Origin of the sequence: Micromonospora solifontis (assembly GCF_003725545.1) — a bacterium.
In the GTDB taxonomy this organism is placed as follows: domain Bacteria; phylum Actinomycetota; class Actinomycetes; order Mycobacteriales; family Micromonosporaceae; genus Micromonospora; species Micromonospora solifontis.
On record NZ_RJLN01000026.1, the window covers coordinates 1 to 23533 of the forward strand.

Here is a 23533-nt window from a genome sequence, read left to right on the forward strand (position 1 = left end):
CGTCCCCCGGTCCCGCCGCACCGGCGCGGTCAGCTTCCGCTGGTGGGGTACGTCCGGCTGGCGGATCGACATCGGCGACCGCACCGTGCTGGTCGACCCGTACCTGAGCCGCTACGACACCGGGCTGTTCACGGGGAAGTTCAACCCGGACACCCCGTTGACCGTCGACACCGGGGTCATCGACCCGCTGGTGGACCGGGCCGAGAACATCCTGGTCACGCACACCCACTGGGACCACTTCAACGACGTGCCGTACCTCGCCGGCCGCACCGGCGCCCGGGTCTTCGGCACCCTCACCGCCTACCACCTGGGGCTGGCGTACGGGGTGCCGGCCGGCCAGCTCGCCCCGGTCAGGGGCGGTGAGGTGCTCGACTTCGGCGACTACACGGTCGAGGTGGTCAGCTCGCTGCACAGCCGCAACGCCGCCTGGTCGGTGGCCTTCCCCGGGGTACGGGTCAGCCGGCCGCCGCGGCCGGAGAAGATCTCCGACCTGCCCGAGGGGGACACCCTGGCGTACCAGATCCGGGTGGCCGGCGGCCCGTCGGTGTTCTTCATGGGGGCGAGCGACCTCAACGAGCGCAACCTGGTCGGGCTGGCCCCCGACGTGGCGATGGTCGCCTCCGCCGCGACCACCTCGACCGCCGACTACGTGCCCCGGCTGATGGCGGCACTCGACCATCCCAAGGTGGTCGTGCCGGTGCACTGGGACAACTTCGAGACCCCGCTGACCAACCCGCCGACGGTGGCGGAGAGCGACCGCAAGCGCCTCGACGACCTGATCGCCGCCGTGCGCAGGGTGTCGCCGCGCAGCCGGGTGCTGCTGCCCGAGTACCACACGGCGTACCGCTTCTGAGCGAAACCGGCGGGGCCCGGCCCGGGCCCCGCCGGTCAGCCGGCGGCCAGGTCGCGCAGCGCCAGCACCGACTTCCAGTTCCGCGTGGTCGCCACCACGCCCAGCTTCTTCTCCAGGTACGCGTTGGTGAACTTCGTCCGCCCGTAGCCGCCGTCGGGTAAGTGCAGGTGGATCTCCCGGCCGACGACCGCGTACTCGATGTTCTCGCCGGCCGGCACGGCCAGGTCCTTGACCTTCGCCGCCGTCGGCTTCGCCGACAGGAAGGCCACCAGCAACCGCGTCGGATCGTCCTGCTGCTTCGCGTACGGGCCGGCGTCGACGATCGCGGCCAGCTCGTCGTGGCCGCGCACGAGCACCGGGACCCGCACCCCCAACTCGTCGGCGAGCCGGCGTTCGATGCCCTGGGCCAGGATGTCGTCCTTCCTGGGTGGGCTGGTGAAGACCACGTTGCCGCTCTGCAGGTAGGTCCTGACGTCCTCATGGCCGAGGTCGGCGACGACGCGGCGCAGGTCGGCCATCGGCAACCGGGTGGTGCCGACGTTGACGCCCCGCAGCAGGGCGGCGTAGCGGGCCATCCGGGCCTCCTCGCGTCGATGTCTCCTGGCCCCCAGACTAGGGGCCCGCCGTCTGCCCAGGCACGGCGACCGCGCGGCGGGGCCCGGGGTCGTTCCGCGTGGCCAGCCGCACCTCACCCGCAGTCCCCTGCGAACTTGATGACGCGAACGACTCACCGCGGTCCCGCAGCCGACGGGTCGCCGATGTGCGGGTCCGCCACCCGTCGGCGGGTCGGTCACCTGGTCCGCGGTGCGGCCGCCCGTCCGCGCGGTGAATCGTTCACGTCATCAAGTTTGTAGTCACTGACGACACGTCCCGCCCGTCCGGCCGGCGACCGTTGGTCCGGCCGGACGCTTCGGCCGGCGCTCCTGGTGACGGACCGCCTCGCGGATCAGCGCCGCCGGATGGCGGTGGAGTCGAGGCGGAAGCCGATGGTGCGGTCCACGATCCGGTCGACCAGCTCCGACTTGCGCAGGCCCGCCACTCCGCGCAGCCCGGCCCGGGCCGCCAGCGCACGCAGCTCCCGGGCCGTCCACGTCGACAGGTACGCCCTACCCTCGTCGCGCCGGGCCATGGCGGCGAGCGCGGCGTGCGCCCGCTCGACGTCCTCCGGGGACGCGGATTCCGGCGCTTCGGCGGGCGCCCGGGGTGGCCCGGCGGCGGGCAGGACGGCGAGCCGGGCGCGACCCTCGGCCAGGGCGGCCACCTCGGCGTCGGAGAGTCCGGCCAGGAACTCCGCCACCCGGGCCAGCGCCGCCCGCACCGGCGCGGTCATGCGTCCGCCCCGGTGGCGACCGGGGAGGTCGGGCGCACCGCCGACGCCGGCTGGAGGTGGTCCAGGAACTCGGTGGTGATCTGGCGCAACTCCTCGCGGACCGCCGGGGCGGTGACCCGGTCCCGCAGCACCGCCGGCACCCCGCGCGGGGTGTTGGTGGCGAACAGCGTGACGTTCTCCCGCAGCGCGGTCGGGAACACCGGCACGCCCAGCGCCCGTACCTGATCCATGTAGCCCTGGTGCGCCGCGACCGGCCGCTGCGCCATCAGCTGGATCATGGTGAACACCACCCCCGCGATGTCCGGGGCCACCTTGTGGTGGCGGCGGATCTTCGCGAACCGCCGGGAGTCCGCGTTGTACCGGTCCACCAGCTCCCGGACGTTGGCGTGCAGGTAGTCGATGCCGAGCGTGGACAGGTAGTCGGCCCGCGCCGGGATGAGCAGGTGGTCGCTGGCGATGATCGCCGACTGGGTCACCACGTTGAAGTTGGGCGGACAGTCGATCAGCACCAGGTCGTACGGATCCAGCGCCGGGTCGTGCAGCCCTTGGTCCAGCGACCCGCGCACCCGGAACAGCTCGGCGTCGTACTCGTCGCCGTCGGCCACGCCCCGGGCCAGCGCCAGGTCGATGTCGACCAGTTGCAGGTGCGACGCGATCAGGTCGAGCCGGCCCGCGCCCTTGAGCTGCGCGTTCGCCGCGCCGGGACTGACCACCAGCTCGCCGAGGGCCACCTCCGGGGTGTCCCCGCGCAGCCCGTCGTACCAGCGCTTGACCGTGCGCTCGTCCCGCAGCCGGTCCCGCCAGTCGTCCGGCTCGTAGAAGCTGAACGTCAGGCTGGCCTGCGGATCGAGGTCGATCAGCAGCACCTTCATGCCCCGGTTGGCCAGCTCGGCCCCGAGGTTGGCGGTCATCGTGGTCTTGCCGACCCCGCCCTTGTAGTTGATCACCGATACGACGTACACCGGCACCTCCCCGACCCGGAACGGTAGCGGTAGCCGGGCCGGGCTCGTGGGCCGGGACGCCGGCCGCCGCCACCGTCGGCAGGCCGCTCAGAATCCCGGCGGATAGCACGTACGGTCCGGAGCCGTCACCCGTACGGCGGCCCGCCACGACCGTTCGTGCCGCAGCGGCAGGGGACGTGTCACCCGACGGCGGTGACGGAGCTGATCACCGCCGCACCGGCAGGAGGCATCTGCGGGCGAATGAGACGACCGAGCCGGATCGCGGCCGCGGTGGCGGGCGCGCGGCACCCCGGTCTACACCTACGTCCCCAAGGGCACCCCGCTCGACGGCACCGCGCCGGCCGGCGTGGCCAGCCTCGACCCGCAGTTCGACCACAACCCGGGCGACGAGTTCAAGCCCTGCGCCACCGCCACGGCCGCGCAGTTCACCCTCACCCAGGCACACCAACGGGATGAACGTCATCGTGGTCGACGCCCTGGACTGGGCGAACCGGGTCGGCCCGAACGACTCGCCGTGGCGGGACGCCAACCCGGCCAACGACCGGCCCGAGCTGTACGAGGGCACCGTGGCGCACGAACTGCAGCACCTGCTGCACAACTACAGCGACCCGGGCGAACTGTCCTGGGTCGACGAGGGCCTGGCCGACTTCGCCATCTTCCTCAACGGCCTGGACGCCGGCGGCTCGCACCTGAGCAACCAGCAGGTCTTCTACGAGGAGACCTCGCTGACCCGCTGGGGCAGCACGCTGGCCAACTACGGCGCCTCGTTCACCTACTTCCAGTACCTCTGGGAGCAGGCCGGCGGCAACGGCGACGGCACCTACACCCCGGACAAGCAGTACGACGGCAAGGCCGGTGACCTGCTCATCAAGAAAATCTTCGAGGAGCAGGCGGACGGCATGACCGGCGGCGGACACCTCCTGGACCATCGAGGCGCGGCTGAAGAACCGCCAGGACACCACCGCCGTGCCGTTCGGCATGTCGGTCGAGCGGTTCCGCGACCCCGGCCCGACCGTGGCGCTGGCCTTCGACGGTGACGACGAGACGGTGATCCCGCCGCACACCGGCACCACCCACTGGTACGGCGGGTACGAGAGCCAGAACGACAACATCCTCGACGTCGCCGCCTCCGGCACCGTGACCTCGCTGGACTTCTGGAGCTGGTACTTCATCGAGGAGGGCTGGGACTACGGCTTCGTCGAGGCCCAGGTCAACGGCGACTGGGTGACCGTGCCGCTGCGCACCGACGCCGGCCAGGTCGTCACCACCAACGACGACCCGCACGGCAACAACACCGAGGGCAACGGCCTGACCGGCACCTCCGGCGGCGAGTACTTCGTCGACGACCCGGTCTACCAGCACCTGACCGCCGACCTGCCGGCCGGCACGACGGACGTGCGGTTCCGGTACTCGACCGACGCCGCGTACATGGACACCGGCTACACGTTCCGGGTGAGGAACACCGGCAACGCCAAGTAGGTTCCCACCCCTTCGGGCCCGCGCCGCACGTCGGCGCGGGCCCGAAGTTCAGGGCTTCTTGTAGACCGGGAGGCCGAGGCTCTTGCGTACCCGGTTGGCCTCCGCGCCGCCATCATGCGCGGCGGCGGCGCGGATCTCCCGCATCAGCGCCTGGGCGCCGGTCGCCTCGGCGGCCGACTGCCAGTGCCGCAACGCCACCTCGTTCTCCTTGAGCAGCGCCGCGACCGGCGCCTGCACCGGCGCCGGCCAGGCGGTGGTGCGCAACTGCTCGGCGTGGGCGGCGCTGGTGGTGGCGACCGCGCCGGCCAGTTTCCGGACGGTCCGCCACGGCTTGCCGGCCCGCAGCGCCTCCTGCAGCTCATCCAGCGCGGTGTTGTACGGCGCCACGATCGACAGGTACCGCCCCTTCGCCTCCTTCAGGGTCAGCGGGGCGGACGCCGTCGGCGAGGGCACCTCCCAGGCCGGGAACTCGGTCGCCGGAGCCTTCCCGCCGCAGCCGGCGAGCAGCAGGACCAGAGTCAGGGCGGCGGGCCAGCGACGCACGGGACTTCCCATCTCCCGGGGGCGGATCACCGGCGAGTCTAGGGGTCGGAGGGACCGGCAACCACCCGCCAGTACTGCCGTTTCCCCTCGTCGCGGACCACCACCCCGAGCCGCGCGAGCTCCCCCCGCAGCTCCCGGACCTCCCCGCCGCGGTCGGTGTCGAGCGCCCGCTGCCGGGCCCGCAGCAGCGCGTCCGCCCCGGCCGGCAGCCCCGGCAGTCCGGGCACCCACCGCCGGTACGCCGCCCGGTACGGATCCTGCCCGACCCACGGCCAGCCCTGCCCGGTGAACGCCGCGCGCAGCGCCGCCGGGCTCAGATCCGACGGCTCCCGCACCAGCTCGCCGCCCGCGGCGTCGGTCAGCACCAGCGCCTTGCCGTCGAGGAAGACGGCCGCGACCGCGGCCCGGTCGACGTCCCGGCCCTGCCCGTCGCGGTGCAGCCGCACCCCTTCCCGGCCCACCGTCACGGTCAGCCGCTCTCGGGTGCCCAGGTACGCGAGGGCCGCGCCGGCCAGCCCGGCCAGCCCCGCGCCGACCGGGTACGACCGCCCCTCCGGCAGCCCGGCCAGCAGCGCGAACCAGCCCTGGAACGGGAACCACGGCAGGTCGGCCAGCCAGCCGGACGCGGCGGTGAACGCCGCGCCCAGCCCGACCCCGAGCAGCGGGAATCCGACCCACAGCACGGCCAGCTCGCCGGCCCCGCCGGTGACCACCACGGCACCCGGCTCCCGACCCGCCACGGTCAGGACACCTCCCGCCGCAGGGTCCGGACCAGCCCGGCGACCAGCGGCAGGACCAGCCAGACCAGCAGCGACACCGCGAGCCGCCCCCACTGCCCGGCCGTGACGTCGGCCCCGAGCAGCGGCTGCATGGTGATCGAGGTGTCGAGCCAGCGCGCCGGCCCGTGCAGAGCCTCGATCATCGCGGAGAGGATGCTCCACACCGTCGGCAGCAGCAGGTACGTGACGATCGCCAGCGGGGTGTTCAGCAGCAGCAGGCCGAAGCCGACGCCCATCAGCACGTTCGCCACCTGGAACACGGCCGCGTACGGCAGCAGGTGCCAGTCGAAGGTCCAGGTGCCGGCGCCGCCGGTGGCCCGGGCGGCCAGCGTGCCGACGGCGGCGACGGCCAGGCTCACCAGCACCGAGGCCAGCGCCGCCAGCACCACCGCGGCGAGTTTCGCCGCCACCACCCGGTGCCGGCGCGGCACCAGGGCGAACGTGGTCAGCGCCGTGCGCTGCGACCATTCGCCGGTGACGGAGAGGATGCCGAGCACCGGCAGCAGCAGCCCGACGGGGAAGAGCGACGGGGTGAAGAACGCGGTGAAGGTCTGCTCGGCGTCCTTGAGCACGAACACCTGCACGGTGACGATGCCGGCCGCGACCAGGCCGATGGTGATCAACAGCCAGCGGCCGGCCCGGGTGTCGGCGAGCTTGCGCAACTCCACCCCGGTCAGCCGGGCCGCCGACGGGCCGGTGCCGGGCCGGCGGGTCTCGACGGCGGGTGCGGTGAGCGTGGTCATCGGACGGCCTCCCTGGTCGACACGCCGGCGGTGAGGGTGAGGAAGAGTTGTTCGAGTCCGCCGCTGCCGGCCGGACGCAGCTCGGTGAGGACCAGGCCGGCCTCGGCCGCCGCCTGGCCCACGGCCTCCGGCTCCGCCCGGACCAGAAAGCCGCCGTCCGTGCCGGCGGTCCCCGCCAGCCCGGCCCGGTCCAGGGTCAGCCGCAGCGCCTGCTGGTCGCGGGCCCGGACCAGGGTGCCGGCGCCGGCCAGCAGCTCGTCCCGGGCAGCCTGCGCGACCACCCGGCCGCCCCCGATGACCACCAGCCGGTCGGCCACCGCCTCCACCTCCCGCAGCAGGTGGGAGGAGAGCAGCACGGTGCCGCCCCGGTCGGCGAAGTCGCGCAGCAGGCCGCGCATCCAGAAGATCCCCTCCGGGTCGAGGCCGTTGGCGGGCTCGTCGAGGATCAGCACCCGGGGGTCGCCCAGCAGCGCCAGTGCCAGGCCGAGCCGCTGCCGCATGCCCAGGGAGTACGCCCCGACCCGCCGCCTCGCCGCCGTCTGGTTCAGCCCGACCAGGTCGAGCTTCGCGGCGACCTGCCGTCGGTCCACGCCCATGGTCAGCGCGGCCACGGCCAGCGCCTCCCGCCCGGTGCGCCCGGCGTGCTGCGCGGACGCGTCGAGCAGCACCCCGATCTCGCGGCCCGGGTTCGGCAGGTCCCGGTACGGCCGCCCGGCGACCCGGGCGCCGCCCGAGGTCGGCGCGGTCATCCCGCAGATCATCCGCATGGTGGTGGACTTGCCCGCGCCGTTCGGGCCGAGGAAGCCGGTCACCGTGCCCGGCTCGCAGCGGAACGAGACGTCCTCGACGGCGGTGTGCGCGCCGTACCGCTTGGTGAGGTGCTCGACTTCGATCATGTCGTCGAGCCTGCCGGCGCCACCCGGCCGGGCGCTGCGGCCGGCGGTCGGTAGCCGGGGATACCTCGGTCTACCGTCGGGCGTCGACTTTGGTAGCTGGTGGCGGGGGAGAGCCGCTTCCTAGCATGGGCGGGTGAGCAGTGCCGTCGTACCCGATCACCCCTGGCTGCTGCCGGGGTCGCTGGCGCCCACGTCGCGGGCGATCCGCCGGACGCCACGGGACTGGGTCGTCGACGCGCTGGCCTTCCTGCTCGCCATCGGCTGGGTGGTGCTCGCCTTCACCGACTCGGTACGCCCCGATCCACAGTTCGCGTTGAACACCGGCCCGTCCTGGCTCAACGAGGTCGACCTCGTCCTCGGTGCGACGGCCGCCGCCGCGCTCTGGCTGCGGCGCCGCTGGCCGGTGGGGCTGGCCGTCGCCACGGCGCCGCTGGTGCTCTTCTCGGTCACCGCGTCGGTGGCCCTGCTGATCATCGTGTTCACCGTGCTGGTGCACCGGCCGTTGCCGGTGGCGGCGGCGCTGGTCGGCTGGCACCTGCTGAGCAGCCCGCTGTACGTCATGCTCCGCCCCGATCCGGTGCTGCCGTTCTGGGCGACCACGGTCTGGACCCTGCTGTTCATCGGCGCGGTGGTGGCGTGGGCGCTGTTCGTCCGGGCCCGCCGCCAGCTCGTGCTCTCGCTGCGCGACCGTGCCGACCGGGCCGAGGCCGAGCAGCAGCTCCGCGTCGACCAGGCCCGCCAGCTCGAACGCACCCGCATCGCCCGGGAGATGCACGACGTGCTCGCGCACCGGATCTCCCTGCTCAGCCTGCACGCCGGGGCCCTGGAGTTCCGTCCGGACGCGCCGCCGGCCGAGGTCGCGAAGGCGGCCGGGGTGATCCGGGCCAGCGCGCACGCCGCCCTCCAGGACCTGCGCGAGGTGATCGGCGTGCTCCGCGCCGAACCGGCCGCTGGTGGGGCGCCGGAACGCCCGCAGCCCACCCTCGGCGACGTGCCGGCGCTGGTCGCCGAGTCGCGGGCCGCCGGGGTACGGGTCAGCGTGCTGGACGAGGTGGTCGACGCGACGGCCGTCCCGGCGGCGGTCGGGCGCAGCGCGTACCGGATCGTGCAGGAAGGGCTCACCAACGCCCGCAAGCACGCGCCCGGGGCGGTGGTGACCGTCCGGCTGGCCGGCGGCCCCGAGGCCGGCCTGGCGGTGGAGATCCGCAACCGGTGGCCGGTGGGCGGGCCCGGTTCGCCGATCCCCGGCACGGGCACCGGGCTGGTGGGGGTCGCCGAGCGGGTCACCCTCGCCGGCGGCCGGCTGGAGCACGGGCGGGACGCCGACGGCGACTTCCGGCTGGCCGCCTGGCTGCCCTGGCCGGCGTCGTGACGGCCGGGGACCGGGACCCGGTCCGGGTGCTGATCGTCGACGACGACGCGCTGGTCCGGGCCGCGCTGTCGATGATCCTCGGCGGCGTGCCCGACATCCGGGTGGTCGGCGAGGCCACCGACGGGGCCGAGGTGCCGGCCGCCGTGGCCGCGTACGCCCCGCACGTGGTGCTGATGGACATCCGGATGCCCCGGGTGGACGGGCTGGCCGCCACCGAGGCGCTACGGGCGGCCCCGGACCCGCCGGAGGTGCTGGTGCTCACCACGTTCGACGCCGACGAGCAGGTGCTGCGGGCGCTGCGCGCCGGGGCCGGCGGTTTCCTGCTCAAGGACACCCCGCCCGCCGAGATCGTGACCGCGGTGCGCCGGGTGGCGGCGGGCGAGGCCACCCTGTCGCCGGCGGTGACCCGGACGCTGATCGCGCACGTCACCGCGCCGACGCCGGCGTCCGGGCCGGACGCCCGCCAGGCCCGGGCGCTGCGGCTGCTGGACGGGCTGACCCCGCGCGAGCGGGAGGTGGCCGTGGCGCTCGGCCAGGGGCGGACGAACGCGGAGATCTCGGCGGAGCTGTTCATGAGCGTGCCGACCGTGAAGGCGTACGTGTCCCGGCTGCTCACCAAGCTGGCGCTGAACAACCGGGTGCAGGTGGCCCTGCTGGTGCACGACGCGGGCCTGGTCTGAGCCGCCGGGCAACGGACCTGCCGACCGCCCGGCGCATTGAACTCCTACCCGCGGCGGTCCGTACCAGTGGTCGAGGATGTGGTGCGGCGGGTCGGCCGCACCGCTGCCGAACTGCGGGAGGCCTGCCGTGCGAGTTGGTGAGCAGTCGACGGATCCCATCGATCAGATCCTGGGCGAGGTGCCGGTGCCGGCATCGCTGACCCCGGAGGACGTCCGGCTCGCGGTCCGGGCGGTGGTGGTGCACGCCGCCGAGGAGTGGCCCGCCGGGCCGAAGTGCCGCAACGACGGCTCCGCGTACCCCTGCCGGTTGCACCGGTGGGGACGGCGGGTGCTGGAGGCCCACGGCCTCAACGAGCGTCAGATCGACGCGCTGGTGCGGCACGGCAACCCGTTCGTGCACGTGCCTTTCCCGTTCGTGCTGACCGGGCCGGCGGCGCGTCCGCCGGCGCCGGGCACCCAGACCCCGCGCGGCCCGGCCGGGCGGGCGGCCGCACCCGGCATGCGGCCCGCTATCCGGCCCGGCGGGACCGGCCGGCCCGTGGCGCCCCCCGCCACCCGGCCGCGCTGGCCCCGGGCGAGCTGACGACCGCTGGTCTCAGGCACACCCGGGAACGGGACGGCGGGTCGGCCCGTGGTGGCGCGGGGCCCCATACCCCCGCGTCGGGCCGCCGTCCACGGCGGGTCGGCCCGTGGTGGCGCGGGGCCCCATACCCCCGCGTCGGGCCGCCGTCCACGGCGGGTCGGCTCAGCCGATCCCGCAGTCGGGCGCGGACCAGCTGGTGGTGTTGCTGCTCTTGTCCTGGTTGTTCTCCCGGCGGGAGTCCACGTGGACGTGGTCGTCGTGGTCGGGGTAGCCGGGGCCGTAGATGCCGCTGAAGCCGTGGTTGCGGGCGTTGCGCGCCACGGTGCACAGCGACGAGGTCTTCGAGAGCACGTCGGCCGCGTTGCCGTAGAGGTGCTGGCTGTCCGACGCCCCGCCGACCTGCCGGTTGCAGGCGATGCTGCGGAAGCCGCTGCTCACGTAGAGCGGCTTGTCGCCGAGGCTGCGCCGCAGCGCCTCCAGCTTCCACATGGTGCGTACCGCGTCCTGCCGGGTGGCGCTCGCGGACAGCGGCCCGCCGCTCCAGCCGCCCACGCCACAGCCGTTGTCGAGTTCGGTGTAGCTGAAGTGCTTCGGCGTGCAGTCGTTGTCCTGCAGGTCGTAGATCTTGGCGAACGTCTGCGGCCCGGCGATGCCGTCGGCCCGCAGCCCGTACGCGGCCTGGAACCTGCGGACGGCGGCGGCGGTCTCGGGACCGTAGATGCCGTCGATCCGGACGATGTCCCGGTAGGCGGCCCAGCCCGCCACCCGGATCTGCAACTGTCGGACGTCGTCGCCCGAGCGCCCCTGGGAGAGGGTCCGCTTCCAGGTGTAGCAGCCGTCGGCGTGGGCGGCCGGCGCGGCGACCACGGTGGCGATCGCGGCCCCGGGCAGTGCCAGCGCGAGGGCGACGGCTGCCCGCTTGAGGGTGTTGACGCGCACGAAAGGCCTCCCGATAAGAGATCGAATGAGGTGTCAGCAGGACATCGACCCGGACGTCCCGTGCCATCCACCTTGACAGCGTTGAGGACCATTCGGAGGCAATAATCGGAATTGTTCTCATAATTGCTTGTTGCTGGGCACTCGCTGTGAAAAGCAGGGAAATTGCAAATCGCCCATTCCGGCCCTGCCGGGCTCGGCGTGGTCGTAACCGTGCGGTCGTGACGGAAGTGGCGAGCCGAGGACACCTAGGGTGATGTCGGCGGGCCCCGATGGCCCGGTAACGTCTCCGCCGGGGCCGCTCAGGGGTTTCACGGGGCCGGGGAGGTGGGCGTTGGCGCGTGGGGGCATCTTCTGCGTCGAGGGTCAGTGGCACCGGGACCTCAACGAGCGCGGCTCGGTCCTGCCCACGCTCGAACTGCTCGAACGGCTGGGCAAGATCCGGTTCATCCACAAGGACGCCGCCACCCGCGACGAGCTCTTCTACTTCCTCGACCGCTGGCTGCTCAAGCAGTACGCGGACTACCGGGTCGGCTTCTTCGCCATGCACGGCGAGCCGAGTCGGCTCTGCCTCACCGACTGGGACTCGGTCGAGCTGGCCGACGTCGCGGAACGGATGGCCGGCCGGTGCGAGGGTCGCCGGCTCTACTTCGGCAGCTGCTCGGTGCTGCGCGCCTCCGACGCCGCGTTACGGGACTTCCTCGAGCTGACCGGCGCGGCGCTGATCTGCGGGTTCACCCGCGAGGTCGACTGGGTCGAGTCGGCGGCGTTCGAGACCGTCCTGCTGGACGTGCTGGCCAACGGCCAGCGGCACAACGCCGCCGAGCTGCGGATGGGGTCCGCCCACTGGGCGCCCCTGGCGTCGTACCTGGGCTTCCGGGTGATCTACGCGAATGGCCGGGCCTGGCGTCCGGCGGCGCGGCCCCGGGTACCGGCACAGCCCACGCCGCGTCGCGTCGTCCACCGCCCCCGCTGAGAGCGACACCCCCGACCTGCCGCAGATCGCGGCCAGGCGGGCCGGCGGGCTGGGCAGGCCGGTGGCGGGGCGGCCTGGTAGAACCGAAACATGGCACGCACCATCGCGACCAACACCCGGGTCGACCGGGAGGCCCTGATCGAGTTCCTCCGCCCCCGGCACAAGGTCCTGCTGATCACCACCCGCGCCGACGGCCGGCCGCAGTCCTCGCCGGTCTCCGGCGGTGTCGACGCCGAGGGCCGGCTGGTGATCTCCACCTACCCCGAGCGGGCGAAGGTGACCAACATCCGGCGCGACCCCCGCGTCTCCGCCTGCGTGCTCTCCGACGACTGGAACGGCCCCTGGGTGCAGGTGGACGGCACCGCCGAGGTGCTCGACCTGCCCGAGGCGCTGGAACCGCTGGTGGAGTACTTCCGCAGCATCTCCGGTGAGCACCCGGACTGGGACGAGTACCGCGAGGCCATGGTGAAGCAGGGCAAGTCGCTGATCCGGATCACGGTCGAGAGTTGGGGGCCGATCGCCACCGGTGGTTTCCCGGCCCGGCTCGCCGACTGAACGCCGGTCAGTACGCGGCGGTGAAGCGCGCGTTGCGGAACCGAGGGTTCTCGATCTCGTCGACGATCGCCACCGCCAGGTCCTCGTAGGTGAGCACCGAGCGGCCCTGCGCGTCCGTCACCGGGTGGTCGGTGCCGGTGCGGTAGTGCCCGGTGCGCTCGCCCGGGTGGAACTCCAGCGGCGGCGGGGAGACGTACGTCCAGGTCACCCCGTCAGTCGAGGAACGGTAGAGGGCCAGTGCCTCGGCCTGGCCCTCGGCCGAGTCCCGGTACTCCTCGGGGAAGTCCGGCTCGTCCAGGTACGGGGTGCCCTTCGGGGTCAGCAGCGTCGCCCCGCCGCCCACGTGGATCACCCGGGGCGGGTCGGGCAGCTCGCGCAGCGTGTCCACCAGCGTCCGGGCGGCGTCGCGCCACAGGTCCCGCTCGCCGCCGCCGATCGCCACCACGAACACGTCGGCGTCGCCGGCCAGCTCCCGTACGCTGCGGGGCGAGGTGGCGTCGCCGGTCACCGTGCGTACCCCGGCGGGCAGGTAGCTGGTCGCCTCCGGGCGGCGTACCGCCGCGGTGACCCGGTGCCCCCGCTCCGCCGCCTCCGCCGAGATCCGCGACCCGGCGGTGCCGCCGGCACCGAACACGACGATGTTGGCCATGCCCCCAGGCTAGGGAAACCGGCGGACGCCCGGTGCCGTTACGCGGATCACGCCCGCGCCGCGCTCAGTCGACCAGCGCGGAGTAGACGAGCTGGCGCAGCTGCGAGCGCAGCGGGTACGTGCTGGACGGCATGAGCTGGGTGAACAGCAGGGCGGTGACCTCCTCGACCGGGTCCACCCAGAACGCGGTGCTGGCCAGGCCGCCCCAGTAGTACTCGCCGACGCTGCTCGGCACGCGGGACGGCACCGGGTCCAGCACCACGGCGAAGCCGAGCCCGAAGCCGATGCCGTCGAGGACCGTCTCGGCGAACCCCTCCGGGGAGAACGAGGCCAGGTCCCGGTTGCCCGGCAGGTGGTTGCGGGTCATGAAGCGGATCGTCCGGGGCCCCAGCAGGCGGACCCCGTCCAGCTCGCCGCCGCGCAGCAGGAACTGCGTGAACCGGTGGTAGTCGGCGGCGGTGGAGACCAGGCCGCCGCCGCCGGAGAACCAGCTCGGCTCGGCCAGCGCGGCCCGGCCGATGCCGTCGGCGCGGACCGCCTCGCCGGTGGCCGGGTGCGGGGTGTAGAGGGCGGCCAGCCGCTTGGCGTCCGGCTCGTCGACCCACCACCGGGTGTCGGTCATGCCGAGCGGGCGCAGGATCCGCTCGGTGAAGAAGGCGTCCAGGCGCTGCCCGGAGACCACCTCGACCAGCCGGCCCAGCACGTCGGTGGAGACCCCGTAGTTCCAGCTCGTGCCCGGCTGGAAGAGCAGCGGCAGCTGCGCCAGCCCGGCCGAGGCCGCGGCCAGGTCGGCGCCCGACGGCACGCCCAGGTCGAAGCCGGCCTTGCGGTAGAGGCCGTCGACCACCGTGCTCTGCGCGAAGCCGTACGTCAGGCCGGCGGTGTGGGTGAGCAGGTGCCAGACCCGGATCGGCTCGACCGCCGGCACCGTGTACGGCTTGAGCACCGAGCCCTTGTCGTAGACCCGGACGTCGGCGAACTCCGGCAGCCAGCGGCTGATCGGGTCGTTCAGCTCGAACCGGCCCTCCTCCCAGAGCATCATCGCCGCGACGGAGGTGAGCGGCTTGGTCATCGAGTAGATGCGCCACAGGGTGTCCGCCTCGACCGGTGTGCCGGCCTCCCGGTCCCGCAGCCCGTAGGTCGAGGAGTGGGCCACCTCGCCCCGGCGGGTCACCACGATCTGCCAGCCGGCGAGCCGCCCGTCGTCGACGTACCTGCCGAAGTGCCCGTCGATCCGCGCCAACCGGGCGGGGTCGAAGCCGATGTCAGCGGGGTCGGTGCTCACTGCGAGGTTCACGGCGCCGACGCTACCGCCCGGTAGCCGGACCGGGAAGTGTCGGCAGCCCCCACTAATGTCGGTCGCATGCCGGAGACCGTCGAGGACGTCACCTACCGCCACCAGGACTGGTACGCCGAGGAACTGGTCGACCGGCACTTCGTCCGTTGTGAGTTCTTCCACGTCGACCTGACCGAGGCGCTGAGCCAGGGGGCCAGCTTCACCGAGTGCGTCTTCGGCAACGTGGCCTTCAACGCCTCCCGGCACACCGACTCCGCGTTCACCCGCTGCACGTTCAAGCGCTGCAACCTCTTCGAGGCCGAGTTCACCGGCTGCAAGCTGGTGGGCAGCGGCTTCGACCAGTGTGACCTGCGCCCGCTGCGGATCGACGGCGGCGACTGGTCGTTCGTGGCCCTGCCCGGCGCCGACCTGCGCGGGGTGCGGATCACCGACGTCCGGATGCGCGAGGTCGACCTGACCGGCGCGGACCTGACCGGCGCCACCGTCACGGGCGTCGACCTGTCCGGGGCGCAGTTGCACGCGGCCAAGCTGATCCGGGCCGACCTGCGGGGCAGCGACCTGACCGCGCTGGACCCGACGGCCGTTGAGCGGACCGGGGCGATCGTCGACGCGGAACAGGCGGTCGTGCTGGCCCAGGCGCTCGGCTTCGAGATCCGCTGACCCGTGGCGGAAATGCGCCGTAGCCTGTCAGGTTTCCCTGCCAGGCTGACCGGCATGACATGGTGGTCCGACCTGGTGGCGTCCGAACCCGACTTCGCCGCGCGCGTGCGCGCCCGTTTCGCGGTCCGCAAGCACGGCACGATGGCGACCCTGCGGCGGGACGGCTCGCCCCGGATCAGCGGCACGGAGTTCGACTTCGGCGACGACGGCCAGCTCCGGCTGGGCAGCATGGCGGGCGCGCGCAAGGCGCTCGACCTGCGCCGCGACCCCCGGGTGGCGCTGCACTGCCCGACCGAGGACGCCCCCGAGGACGACCCGGCGTCCTGGGGCGGGGACGCGAAGATCGCCGGCCGGGCGCACGAGGAGCCGCCGGGGGAGGACGGCTCACACCGGTTCCGGGTCGAGCTGACCGAGGTGGTGTTGACCCGGGTCGGCGATCCGCCGGACCACCTGGTGATCGAGAGCTGGCATCCCGGCCGGGGTCTGGAGCGGCGGGAGCGCCGCTGAGCGCACATCCCACTGTCGGGAAAATGCCTTGTGGTGGCAGCTTCTCGGAGATCGAGACGTGTGTCATTCTCCCTGCGGCGGACCACGGCGCGATCGCCGGCGCCGGTGGCCGAGGGAGGGGTCGGTGGCCGAGGAGGAACTCACGCAGACCGGTATCCGGGTCGGAGGGTGGCTTCCCGCCGTACCGGCCGGGCCGGATGGCGAGCCGCGCCCGCCGGCCGTGCCGCGTCGGCTGCCGACCGGCCCGGACGCCCGGGCCGAGCCCGGGGCGGCGGTGGACGCGGAGCCCGCCGGCCCACCGCCCGACCGCGAGAGCGTCGGGCCGCCGCCTGACCCTGAGACCGTCGCCCCGTCGCCCCGCCGCGAGAGCGTCGGGCCGCCGCCTGACCATGAGAGCGCCGGGCCGCCGCCTGACCGCGAGTTCGCGGGGCCGCCGGCCGCGCCCGCCGGGCCGGTCCGGCACTCGGCCCGGGAGAGCGTCACGGAACGGCTCGCCGAGCTGGTCGGTCCGGCGGCGGCCAAGGTCCGGGTGGCCGTCGGCGCGGCCCCGGACGGGCCGGTCACCCGGGTCGGGGTGGCCCGCGCCCGTCGGCGTCGCCGTCGGGTGGCGCTGTCCGCGGTGGCGCTGTCCGCGCTGGTGCTGGCGCTGGCGTACGCCAATCGGGGGCCGCGCCCCGGCGGCACGCCCACCGTGCCGGCGGAGTTGCCCACGGTGGCCGCCTCCGCGCCGGCCACGGCGCCGCCGCCGACGGTCGTGCCGGTCACCGGGAACCCGGCCTTCCCGGGCGGTCCGCTGCTCAGCGTGGACCAGCAGCCGGTCCCGGCGCTGGTGGACCTGACCGCGCTCGGCACCCGCGACTGGATCCACTGGGGTGGCCTCGGCGGCGGCAGCGTGCAGCGCAAGCAGACCGGCACCGGGGAGATCACCGCCCCGGGCGGCCCGCGGTTGGAGCACGCCGCCAGCGTCTCCGGCTACGCCTGGACCGATGGCACGCCGACGGCGCGGCAGGACGGCACCCGGTACGGGGTGTTCCAGCGCGGTGCCGGCCGGAGCTTCTCGCTGAGCGTGGCCGGCAGCGGCGACCTGCGGACCGTACGGCTCTTCGTCGGCACCTTCTCCGCGGGCGCCCGGCTCGACGTCCGCCTCTCCAACGGTGGCGACCCGGCCGTCCGCGAGGTGGCGCTCGCCGCCGGCGACCGGTTCTACGAGTACGTCATCCATTTCCGCGCGGCGCGCGGCGCCAAGCTGTTGATCACCTGGCGGGCGCTGACCGTCGTCGGCGGGGAGAACGACGGCGTGACCATGGAGGCGCTCACGGTCAGTTGACGCCGCGCCACTACCGTCCGGTGACCAAGCGGAAATTCATCCCCGCCGACATATGGCGCATCGCCCCCGAAAGATGGAAATGTGAAGCGGGCCCCGCCCCGCCCGCCCCCGACGGCCGGGGCGCGGCGGCGAGTGGAGGTCAGGTGGGGCAGGAAGACCACGGTCCGGTCGACGGCCGGACCTCGTACCCGCACGGGCGGACGCGGTCCGAGGCCCGCCGGCTGCTCCGGGCCCGCCAGCGGCGGATCTGGCTCCTGGAGGCACTGGTGGCGTTCGTCTGCCTCGCCGCGGTCGTCGTCTACCTGGGCACCGAGCAGCACGCGACGCCCCGGGAGGAGCGCAGCGGCGTGCTGCCCGGCCCGGCGGGCGGCCGGCCAGAGCTGCCCGCCCCGGGCGCGTCCGGCGCGGACAGCGGGGTCGTGACACCCGGGCTGCGACCCCGGCAACGCCCGCCGTCGCCCAGCCCGTCGCCCTCCACGTCGACCACTCCCGCGGTCCCGCCGCTGCTCACGGTCGGTCAGGCGGACGTTCCGGCGCTGGTCGACCTGACCGCCGCCGGCCCGACCGACTGGGTCCACTGGGGACTCCTCGGCGCCGGCGCTCCGGTCCACCGGCGGAACGGATCGGGCGAGATCCGCGACGAGGGCGGCCGCGGCGAGCGGGTCAGCTACAGCAACAACCCGGAGGCGTACACCTGGCGGGACGGCACCCCGGTCGAGTCGGCCAGCGGAACCATGTCCGGGGTCTACACCTGCGGCAAGGGCAGCGGCTTCAGCCTCGCCGTCGCCGCCGACGGCCGGGAGCGCACGGTCCGCCTCTACGCCGGGTTGTGGATGGCCCGGGCCCGCCTCGACCTGCGGCTCTCCGGCGGTGGCCCGGCCAGCAGCGTACGGCTGGAGGATCCGCACACCGTGCGGACCGCCGAGTTCACCATCCGGTTCCGCGCGCCGAAGGGCGCGAAGCTGCTGCTGAGCTGGACTGTCGAGGAGTCCATGGGGGACTGCGGCAACGTCAGCCTGCAGGCGGTCGCGCTGCGCTGAAGTCCCGGTGCCCGGGCCCTGTCGCGCGACGCCGGCGCGTCGGCCGGGCCCGGGACAGTTTGTCCGTCGCGGGCGGGGCGGGGCGTCGTACCGTTCGGGTGTTCCCGCCCGACCATCCTCTGTGGAGGCACGTCCGATGAGCAGCACCGCCCCCGTCGTCCGTCCCGCCGACCCGTCCGGTGAGGTGCTGCGGGAGATCCCGCTGCCGCCGTACGTGACCGGTGAGGACGCGCAGTTCGCGGTGCGGGCGGTGGTCGTGCACGCGCCGCGGCGCTGGTCCGGGGGCACCATCTGCCGCAACGACGCCAGCCCGCACCCGTGCCGGCTGCACCGGTGGGGGCGCCGGGTGCTCGCGCTGCACGGGCTGCCGCCCGCCGAGATCGACGCCCTGATCGAACGCGGCGACCCGGCCGCCGTCCCGCGGCCCCACCGCCCGGGCGCCTGACGGCGGCCGCCCCTGCCCGGTCCCGCGCGGGCAGGGGCGGCCGCCGCTCAGCACGCCGTCGGCTTCACCCAGGAGCACTCCAGGCCCTCGGGCACCCGGGGCGACTCCGGCGCCGTCGGCACCGCCAGCCGCGCCGTGGTCGTCGCCTTCTCGCTGTACGACGCCAGCGCGATCGCGATCTGGTCCTCCAACCCCTTGACTGACGAGGTCAGGTAGTTGTTGAACACCACCGAGAAGGCCAGCAGGTGGCCGTCGGCGTCGGTGGCGTAGCCGGAGAGGCTGGACACGCCGGTCAGGCTGCCGGTCTTGGCGTGCACGTTGCCCGCCGCGGCGGTGCCCCGCATCCGGCTGCGCAGCGTCCCGCCGACGAACCGCTCGGCGTCGCCGGCCACCGGCAGGGCCGCGTACCAGGAGTCGAACCAGGGCTCGGCGCGCACCGTCGACAGCAGCGAGGCGAACTGGGCCGGCGGGATCAGGTTGCGCCGGGACAGGCCGGAGCCGTCCCGCTGGCGCAGCGTCCCGGTGTCCATTCCGGAGTCGCCGACGTACTCGCTGATCGCGGCCAGCCCGGCGTCCCAGGTGCCGGAGCCGGAGAGCACCCGGCCCAGCTCCTTGGTGAGCACCTCCGCGTGGCCGTTGTTGGAGAGCTTGAGGAACGGCACCATCAGCTCGGACAGCGGCATCGAGTCGTGCCGGGCGACCGTCGTCGCGCCGTCCGGGGTGGGCCGGCCGAGCACCGTCCGGCCGAGGATCCGGACCCCGTGCCGTTGCAGCGCCGAGCGGAAGACGTCAGCGGCGTACCCGGTCGGCTCCCAGACCGTCATCCAGTCGCTCTCCGGGGCCTGGCTGACGGCGATCTGCCCGGTCACCACGATGGTGTTGCCGCCGTGCTCGCGTTCGAAGGAGATGGTCGTCTCGCCGCTGGCCACCGTCTCGGCCCGGTTCTCGATCCGCAGCCAGCCGTTGGGCGGCGTCATGGTGATCTCCGGCCGGGCGCCGGCCTCGCCGGCCGGGGCGGCGTGCACGATCACCGTGCCGGCGTCGTAGTCGGTGTCCGGGGCGACGGTCAGCGCGGACACCTGGGCGGCGTAGTAGTAGGACTCGTCGTCCCAGGTCCAGTCCGGGCCAAGCCGGGTCCGGTCGTAGCGGGTGTCGTCGGCGACCAGGTTGCCCGCCACCATCCGGACCCCCTCGGCGGCCACCTGCGCGGCCAGCCGGTCGTAGTCGGCGGCCAGCATGGTGGGATCGCCGCCGCCGCGCAGGTAGAGGTCGCCGGAGAGCAGCCCGGCCCGGCGGATGCCGGAGGTGGCGACGTCGGTGGTGAAGCGGTGGCCCGGCCCGAGCAGTTCCATCGCGGCGGTGGAGGTGAGCAGCTTGGTGTTGGAGGCCGGCACCAGACGCCGTTCCCCGTTCCGGTCGTAGAGGGTCCGCCCGGTGGTGGTGTCCACCACGACCACTCCCGCCTGTGCCCCGTCCAGCCGGGCGTCGGCGAGGACCGCGTCGATGGTCGCGTTCAGCCGCAACTGCGCCGGGGTGGGCGCGCCGGCCGTGGCGGTGGGCGCGCCGGCGGTGGCCGCGGTGGCGACCAGCGCCAGCACCGCGAGCGCCTGAGGATAGAGACGACGATGCATGCGTCGATGCTGCCATGGAGCTTTCTTCCAGAGAAGGGCCCGCGGCGAAAGTTATTTCCGAAACTCCTCCGGTTACCCCCGATCCGGGTCCGGAAACCCGCTGGTCACCTGTTCGTGGCCGAGGCGCGCCGGCACGCTGTCGACTGACCCGGCTCTATTTGACGGATGGCGGGTCAGGGGGGACCGTAGGCGGAGGGGCATGTTCGAGCTGCCCCGTTCTGTCGGGCGAAGACCCATTCGCCGTTCTGGGGCGTTCCGGGCCCGCGCGGTCCGTGCCGACCCGCCCCGCATCCCGCAGCAGCCATGAGGAGTAACCCGCCATGCTGACCATGACCGACAACGCCGTCCTGGTGATCCGCGACCTCGCCGCCCAGCAGGACGTCGCCGACGCCGGCGGGCTGCGGATCGCCGCCGACACCGACGCCGGCTCGCTCTCCATCGAGCTGGTGGAGCAGCCGGCCCAGGGCGACCAGGTGGTCGACAACCAGGGCGCCCGGATCTTCCTCGACGCCGACGCCGCCCAGCTGCTGAACGACACCTCCGTCGACGCGGTCGTCGACGACGAGGGAGTCGTGCAGTTCGGCTTCACCGAGAAGGAGTGACGGCCTCACCCCGCCCGGCGGTGCTCGCCGCCCCGGGTCGACCGGCCGGCGCGGCCCCGGGCGGGCGCCTCCGGCCCGGCCCACGAGGGCCCGCCGCGCGGCTCCCGCCGCGCGGCTCCCGCAGCGCGGCCAGCACGTGCGCCAGATGGTGTGACGTGCTCCAGGCGATCCAGTTCGCCGGTGACCCGGCCCCGGCGCCGCGCCGGGCCCGGCGCAGGATCTCGTGGTCGCCCCAGGAGAAGCCGGCCCCGGCCGCCGGCCACCACGGCGCCGACGCCAGCGTCCGGCACAGGTCGGCGAGGCGTTCGTCGCCCCGCCCGCCCCGCCGCGACCAGCGGTAGATCCACCACGCCCCGTCCGTGGTGTACCGCAGCGTCGGCAACCGGTCGCCCGGCCCGTCCGCGTCCGGCGCCGCCGGGCTCACCCCGTAGTCGCCGTAGCCGACGCCGAGATCGGCCAGGTCCTGCCAGAGCCGCCAGTCGAAGCGGTCGAGGCGGACCGGCTCGTCGGTGGGGAGGCGGGTCAGTGTCGGCGGCATCCCGCCGGCCACCACCGTGACCGAGCGCCAGGCGTGCCGCCGGGCCCAGTCGACCAGCCGCCGGACCCGGGGGCCGGCCAGGCGGACGTCGGCCGGGCAGCACACGTCCTCCGCGTCAACGAGCAGGTCGCACTGCTCGGGCACCAGCCGGGCCAGCCGCCACACCCGTTCCACCGCCGCGGTCGTCGCGTCCGGGCCGGCCCGGGCCTGGCCGGCCCGGAGCCGCACCACCGCCCGCCGGGTGTACGCCCGCGCCGCCGCGCCGTGCGCCGCCACCCGGCGGTCGCTCTCCGCGAGCCCGATCACCGGCACCAGGGGTACGCCCCAGCGGACCGGCTCGCACTCCGGTTCGTCCGGCAGGGTCGAGACGTCGACGGCGGGGAGCAGTCCGGCCGGCAGCCGGCCCAGCAGCGCCACCGTGCACGGGTCGACCACGTGGACGTCGATGACCGGAGCGAGCAGCGGAACGGTGGCGTCGTCGAGATGGGCCAACGCCTCCAGCTCACCCCGGCGGCCGACCAGCACCGGACGGTAGACCGGCTCCGCCGCCCGACCCCCGTGGGCGGGCACCATACTTCAATGTAGCGGGCGGAATCGCCGCGCTCACAGGGCTTTCGGGACATCGTTGACAGCGATCGACCGCGGGTGATGGCATGGGCGGGCGGGCACCGCCGGGCATGACACGGGCATCCATGACCATTCCTGAGTCGACCCTGCCCGGGTCGGCCCGCCCGGAAGGCCTTCCTCCATGTCGACCTCGCGCACCCGCCTGCTCGTCGCGGCCCTGGCCGCCGCCGCGGCCGCCCTGCTCGTCGCCGGTCAGCTGCCCGCCGCCGCGGTCAGCGACCCGCCCGGGCCGGTGACCGGCAACGCCACCCACTTCGACGGCCTCGGCTCCCCGTACGGCGGCTGTGGCCTGCCCCAGTCCGAACTGGACAGCCAGGACTTCCTCGCCCTCAACGTCTACAACCTGCCCGGCGACTACTCGTCCTACCCGACCCGCCCGCTGCCGCCGTCCGAGGCGGACCGGATCGGGCTGTGGAACAACGGCCTCAACTGCGGCCGGTACGTCAAGGTGACCATTGGCGACTACTGCACCGGCACCAACGACGGCGCCCCGGGCCAGCCGTTCTGCCGCAACGGTTCCTGGGTCGCCGACGGCTACGACGGGGCCACCCTCACCATGCTCGTCGCGGACTCCTGCGGCGACGGCAACGCCTGGTGCCGGGACGACCCGTACCACCTGGACCTGGCCACGGCCTCGCTGAACCGCTTCGCCCGTAACGGGACGCCGGTCGGCGACATGTACCCCAACCACTGGAACAACCGGCAGGTCTCCTGGTCCTTCGTGCCCGCGCCGAACTACACCGGCGACATCCGGATCGGCTTCCTCCAGGGCGCGCAGCGGTACTGGCCGGCCATCGCGGTGTCCCACCTGGCCAACGGCATCCACGGCGTGGAGTACCTGGCCGACGGGGTGTGGAAGGCCGCGACGATGAACAGCGACATGGGCCAGTCGTACGTCATCGGGGCGACCACCTCGGGCGGCACCGACTTCCAGATCCGGGTCCGCGACGTCACCGACGCCCTGATCAACAACGGCCGGGTGTACCGGTTCTCGCTGCCGTCCTCGTGCGGTGGCACCTGCTCGGCCGCGTACACCCCGGTCGCCTACACCACCTCGGACGGCACCGGCCCGACGGCCTCGCCGACGCCGACGGAGTCCCCGAGTCAGACGGCCTCCCCGAGCCCGACGGTCTCCCCGACCACCGTCCCGCCCTCGCCGTCGGCTGGCTGTGCCGCGACGTGGAAGGTGACCGGGAGCTGGACCGGCGGGTTCCAGGCGGAGGTGACGGTGCGCAACACCGGCACCGCGCCGGCCACCGGTTGGAGCAGCGGGTTCACCTTCCCCGGCGGGCAACGCCTGGCCAGCGCCTGGAACGCCACCGCGAGCCAGTCCGGCCAGCAGGTGACCGCGACGAACGCGGACTGGAACGGCAGCCTGGCACCGGGCGGCAGCACCAGCTGGGGGCTCGTGGTCACCGGCGACAACCAGCCGCCGACCGGGTTGACCTGCGCCCTGCGCTGACCGCGTCGGGGTCCGGGCGGCACCTGCCGCCCGGGCCCCCTGCGGGTGCCGGTGACCGGGG

27 protein-coding genes are annotated in these 23533 nt (G+C 74.1%); 15 read left to right on the forward strand and 12 right to left on the reverse strand.

Annotation, left to right across the window (positions count from 1 at the left end):
* Positions 1-853, forward strand: an 853-nt coding sequence (locus tag EFE23_RS11680; RefSeq protein ID WP_199737023.1) for an MBL fold metallo-hydrolase, incomplete at its 5' end; no start/stop codon positions are given.
* A 35-nt stretch (positions 854-888) separates the two neighbouring features.
* Here the strand turns inward: EFE23_RS11680 and EFE23_RS11685 are convergent.
* The 3 genes from EFE23_RS11685 to EFE23_RS11695 all read right to left on the reverse strand — a co-directional run bounded on the left by EFE23_RS11685 (position 889) and on the right by EFE23_RS11695 (position 3145).
* Positions 889-1428: a DUF1697 domain-containing protein gene (locus EFE23_RS11685; RefSeq protein ID WP_123240920.1), complete on the reverse strand. Its 540-nt coding sequence runs from the start codon at positions 1426-1428 to the stop codon at positions 889-891.
* Positions 1429-1799: 371 nt separating this feature from the next.
* Positions 1800-2183: a Rho termination factor N-terminal domain-containing protein gene (locus tag EFE23_RS11690; protein WP_123240921.1), complete on the reverse strand. Its 384-nt coding sequence runs from the start codon at positions 2181-2183 to the stop codon at positions 1800-1802.
* Complete coding sequence (locus EFE23_RS11695; protein WP_123240922.1) at positions 2180-3145, reverse strand: ParA family protein; 966 nt, start codon at positions 3143-3145, stop codon at positions 2180-2182. Before EFE23_RS11695 ends, EFE23_RS11690 begins: the two co-directional genes overlap by 4 nt.
* A 452-nt stretch (positions 3146-3597) precedes the next feature.
* Here EFE23_RS11695 and EFE23_RS11700 point away from each other — a divergent pair, with 452 nt between their 5' ends.
* Positions 3598-4182, forward strand: a complete 585-nt coding sequence (locus tag EFE23_RS11700) for a hypothetical protein (protein ID WP_123240923.1) — start codon at positions 3598-3600, stop codon at positions 4180-4182.
* Positions 4124-4624 carry a M6 family metallopeptidase gene (locus EFE23_RS11705; RefSeq protein ID WP_123240924.1) on the forward strand — a complete coding sequence of 167 codons (501 nt, stop codon included), beginning with the start codon at positions 4124-4126 and terminating at the stop codon, positions 4622-4624. Before EFE23_RS11700 ends, EFE23_RS11705 begins: the two co-directional genes overlap by 59 nt.
* 48 nt (positions 4625-4672) lie before the next feature.
* Here the strand turns inward: EFE23_RS11705 and EFE23_RS11710 are convergent, their stop codons facing one another.
* Genes EFE23_RS11710 through EFE23_RS11725 form a run of 4 tightly spaced genes read right to left on the reverse strand, consistent with a single transcriptional unit; the run spans position 4673 to position 7585 of the window.
* Positions 4673-5167: a hypothetical protein gene (locus EFE23_RS11710; protein ID WP_123240925.1), complete on the reverse strand. Its 495-nt coding sequence runs from the start codon at positions 5165-5167 to the stop codon at positions 4673-4675.
* A gap of 38 nt (positions 5168-5205) precedes the next feature.
* Positions 5206-5907, reverse strand: coding sequence for a YqeB family protein (locus tag EFE23_RS11715; protein WP_123240926.1), 702 nt, complete (start codon positions 5905-5907; stop codon positions 5206-5208).
* 2 nt (positions 5908-5909) lie between these two features.
* Positions 5910-6689, reverse strand: coding sequence for an ABC transporter permease (locus EFE23_RS11720; RefSeq protein ID WP_123240927.1), 780 nt, complete (start codon positions 6687-6689; stop codon positions 5910-5912).
* Positions 6686-7585 carry an ABC transporter ATP-binding protein gene (locus EFE23_RS11725; protein ID WP_123240928.1) on the reverse strand — a complete coding sequence of 300 codons (900 nt, stop codon included), beginning with the start codon at positions 7583-7585 and terminating at the stop codon, positions 6686-6688. Before EFE23_RS11725 ends, EFE23_RS11720 begins: the two co-directional genes overlap by 4 nt.
* Before the next feature lie 133 nt (positions 7586-7718).
* Here EFE23_RS11725 and EFE23_RS11730 point away from each other — a divergent pair, with 133 nt between their 5' ends.
* The 3 genes from EFE23_RS11730 to EFE23_RS11740 all read left to right on the forward strand — a co-directional run bounded on the left by EFE23_RS11730 (position 7719) and on the right by EFE23_RS11740 (position 10220).
* On the forward strand, positions 7719-8957 hold the full coding sequence (locus tag EFE23_RS11730; protein ID WP_123240929.1) for a sensor histidine kinase: 1239 nt from the start codon (positions 7719-7721) through the stop codon (positions 8955-8957).
* A 71-nt stretch (positions 8958-9028) separates the two neighbouring features.
* Positions 9029-9637, forward strand: a complete 609-nt coding sequence (locus tag EFE23_RS11735; RefSeq protein ID WP_123240980.1) for a response regulator — start codon at positions 9029-9031, stop codon at positions 9635-9637.
* Positions 9638-9764: 127 nt separating this feature from the next.
* Positions 9765-10220, forward strand: coding sequence for a hypothetical protein (locus EFE23_RS11740; protein ID WP_123240930.1), 456 nt, complete (start codon positions 9765-9767; stop codon positions 10218-10220).
* Between the two features lie 162 nt (positions 10221-10382).
* Here the strand turns inward: EFE23_RS11740 and EFE23_RS11745 are convergent, their stop codons facing one another.
* Positions 10383-11159, reverse strand: a complete 777-nt coding sequence (locus tag EFE23_RS11745) for a D-Ala-D-Ala carboxypeptidase family metallohydrolase (RefSeq protein ID WP_123240931.1) — start codon at positions 11157-11159, stop codon at positions 10383-10385.
* Between the two features lie 331 nt (positions 11160-11490).
* On the opposite strand from EFE23_RS11745, the gene EFE23_RS11750 reads away from it, so the two are divergent.
* Together EFE23_RS11750 and EFE23_RS11755 are read left to right on the forward strand one after the other, a co-directional pair.
* On the forward strand, positions 11491-12132 hold the full coding sequence (locus EFE23_RS11750; RefSeq protein ID WP_123240932.1) for a DUF6642 family protein: 642 nt from the start codon (positions 11491-11493) through the stop codon (positions 12130-12132).
* Between the two features lie 90 nt (positions 12133-12222).
* On the forward strand, positions 12223-12687 hold the full coding sequence (locus EFE23_RS11755) for a PPOX class F420-dependent oxidoreductase (RefSeq protein WP_123240933.1): 465 nt from the start codon (positions 12223-12225) through the stop codon (positions 12685-12687).
* A 7-nt stretch (positions 12688-12694) separates the two neighbouring features.
* On the opposite strand, the gene EFE23_RS11760 is transcribed toward EFE23_RS11755, so the two are convergent.
* A complete protein-coding gene (locus tag EFE23_RS11760; protein WP_123240934.1) occupies positions 12695-13336 on the reverse strand; it encodes an NAD(P)-dependent oxidoreductase in 642 nt (213 codons plus the stop codon).
* 64 nt (positions 13337-13400) lie between these two features.
* The gene (locus EFE23_RS11765; protein ID WP_123240935.1) at positions 13401-14633 is read right to left on the reverse strand and encodes a serine hydrolase domain-containing protein; all 1233 of its coding nucleotides are present in this window, start codon (positions 14631-14633) and stop codon (positions 13401-13403) included.
* Between the two features lie 66 nt (positions 14634-14699).
* Between EFE23_RS11765 and EFE23_RS11770 the strand changes: the two genes are divergently transcribed.
* From EFE23_RS11770 to EFE23_RS11790, 5 genes are all read left to right on the forward strand, one after another.
* Positions 14700-15293 (forward strand): pentapeptide repeat-containing protein, encoded by a 594-nt coding sequence (locus tag EFE23_RS11770; RefSeq protein ID WP_123240936.1) that lies wholly within the window; start codon positions 14700-14702, stop codon positions 15291-15293.
* 54 nt (positions 15294-15347) lie between these two features.
* Positions 15348-15800 carry a pyridoxamine 5'-phosphate oxidase family protein gene (locus tag EFE23_RS11775; protein ID WP_123240937.1) on the forward strand — a complete coding sequence of 151 codons (453 nt, stop codon included), beginning with the start codon at positions 15348-15350 and terminating at the stop codon, positions 15798-15800.
* Positions 15801-15924: 124 nt separating this feature from the next.
* On the forward strand, positions 15925-17127 hold the full coding sequence (locus tag EFE23_RS11780; RefSeq protein ID WP_123240938.1) for a hypothetical protein: 1203 nt from the start codon (positions 15925-15927) through the stop codon (positions 17125-17127).
* 143 nt (positions 17128-17270) lie between these two features.
* Positions 17271-18167 carry a hypothetical protein gene (locus tag EFE23_RS11785; protein WP_233600950.1) on the forward strand — a complete coding sequence of 299 codons (897 nt, stop codon included), beginning with the start codon at positions 17271-17273 and terminating at the stop codon, positions 18165-18167.
* A gap of 136 nt (positions 18168-18303) precedes the next feature.
* Complete coding sequence (locus tag EFE23_RS11790) at positions 18304-18612, forward strand: hypothetical protein (protein WP_123240939.1); 309 nt, start codon at positions 18304-18306, stop codon at positions 18610-18612.
* A gap of 47 nt (positions 18613-18659) precedes the next feature.
* Here the strand turns inward: EFE23_RS11790 and dacB are convergent, their stop codons facing one another.
* The gene (gene dacB / locus EFE23_RS11795; RefSeq protein ID WP_123240940.1) at positions 18660-20243 is read right to left on the reverse strand and encodes a D-alanyl-D-alanine carboxypeptidase/D-alanyl-D-alanine endopeptidase; all 1584 of its coding nucleotides are present in this window, start codon (positions 20241-20243) and stop codon (positions 18660-18662) included.
* Between the two features lie 320 nt (positions 20244-20563).
* Between dacB and EFE23_RS11800 the strand changes: the two genes are divergently transcribed.
* Positions 20564-20845: a HesB/IscA family protein gene (locus EFE23_RS11800; protein ID WP_123240941.1), complete on the forward strand. Its 282-nt coding sequence runs from the start codon at positions 20564-20566 to the stop codon at positions 20843-20845.
* Here EFE23_RS11800 and EFE23_RS11805 read toward each other — a convergent pair.
* Positions 20829-21956, reverse strand: a complete 1128-nt coding sequence (locus tag EFE23_RS11805; RefSeq protein WP_199737025.1) for a beta family protein — start codon at positions 21954-21956, stop codon at positions 20829-20831. The genes EFE23_RS11800 and EFE23_RS11805 overlap by 17 nt on opposite strands.
* A 175-nt stretch (positions 21957-22131) precedes the next feature.
* Here EFE23_RS11805 and EFE23_RS11810 point away from each other — a divergent pair, with 175 nt between their 5' ends.
* Entirely contained in the window at positions 22132-23472 is a 1341-nt protein-coding gene (locus EFE23_RS11810) for a cellulose binding domain-containing protein (RefSeq protein ID WP_123240942.1), read from the forward strand.
* Positions 23473-23533 lie beyond the last annotated feature (61 nt).

What these genes read in the sequence shown, in the direction of transcription:
- EFE23_RS11685 (WP_123240920.1), bottom strand. Translation starts at nt 1,428, where the DNA reads ATGGCCCGCTACGCCGCCCTGCTGCGGGGCGTCAACGTCGGCACCACC.
- EFE23_RS11690 (WP_123240921.1), bottom strand. Translation starts at nt 2,183, where the DNA reads ATGACCGCGCCGGTGCGGGCGGCGCTGGCCCGGGTGGCGGAGTTCCTG.
- EFE23_RS11700 (WP_123240923.1), top strand. Translation starts at nt 3,598, where the DNA reads ATGAACGTCATCGTGGTCGACGCCCTGGACTGGGCGAACCGGGTCGGC.
- EFE23_RS11705 (WP_123240924.1), top strand. Translation starts at nt 4,124, where the DNA reads ATGTCGGTCGAGCGGTTCCGCGACCCCGGCCCGACCGTGGCGCTGGCC.
- EFE23_RS11720 (WP_123240927.1), bottom strand. Translation starts at nt 6,689, where the DNA reads ATGACCACGCTCACCGCACCCGCCGTCGAGACCCGCCGGCCCGGCACC.
- EFE23_RS11725 (WP_123240928.1), bottom strand. Translation starts at nt 7,585, where the DNA reads ATGATCGAAGTCGAGCACCTCACCAAGCGGTACGGCGCGCACACCGCC.
- EFE23_RS11735 (WP_123240980.1), top strand. Translation starts at nt 9,029, where the DNA reads ATGATCCTCGGCGGCGTGCCCGACATCCGGGTGGTCGGCGAGGCCACC.
- EFE23_RS11755 (WP_123240933.1), top strand. Translation starts at nt 12,223, where the DNA reads ATGGCACGCACCATCGCGACCAACACCCGGGTCGACCGGGAGGCCCTG.
- EFE23_RS11760 (WP_123240934.1), bottom strand. Translation starts at nt 13,336, where the DNA reads ATGGCCAACATCGTCGTGTTCGGTGCCGGCGGCACCGCCGGGTCGCGG.
- EFE23_RS11770 (WP_123240936.1), top strand. Translation starts at nt 14,700, where the DNA reads ATGCCGGAGACCGTCGAGGACGTCACCTACCGCCACCAGGACTGGTAC.
- EFE23_RS11775 (WP_123240937.1), top strand. Translation starts at nt 15,348, where the DNA reads ATGACATGGTGGTCCGACCTGGTGGCGTCCGAACCCGACTTCGCCGCG.
- EFE23_RS11790 (WP_123240939.1), top strand. Translation starts at nt 18,304, where the DNA reads ATGAGCAGCACCGCCCCCGTCGTCCGTCCCGCCGACCCGTCCGGTGAG.
- dacB (WP_123240940.1), bottom strand. Translation starts at nt 20,243, where the DNA reads ATGCATCGTCGTCTCTATCCTCAGGCGCTCGCGGTGCTGGCGCTGGTC.
- EFE23_RS11800 (WP_123240941.1), top strand. Translation starts at nt 20,564, where the DNA reads ATGCTGACCATGACCGACAACGCCGTCCTGGTGATCCGCGACCTCGCC.
- EFE23_RS11805 (WP_199737025.1), bottom strand. Translation starts at nt 21,956, where the DNA reads ATGGTGCCCGCCCACGGGGGTCGGGCGGCGGAGCCGGTCTACCGTCCG.
- EFE23_RS11810 (WP_123240942.1), top strand. Translation starts at nt 22,132, where the DNA reads ATGTCGACCTCGCGCACCCGCCTGCTCGTCGCGGCCCTGGCCGCCGCC.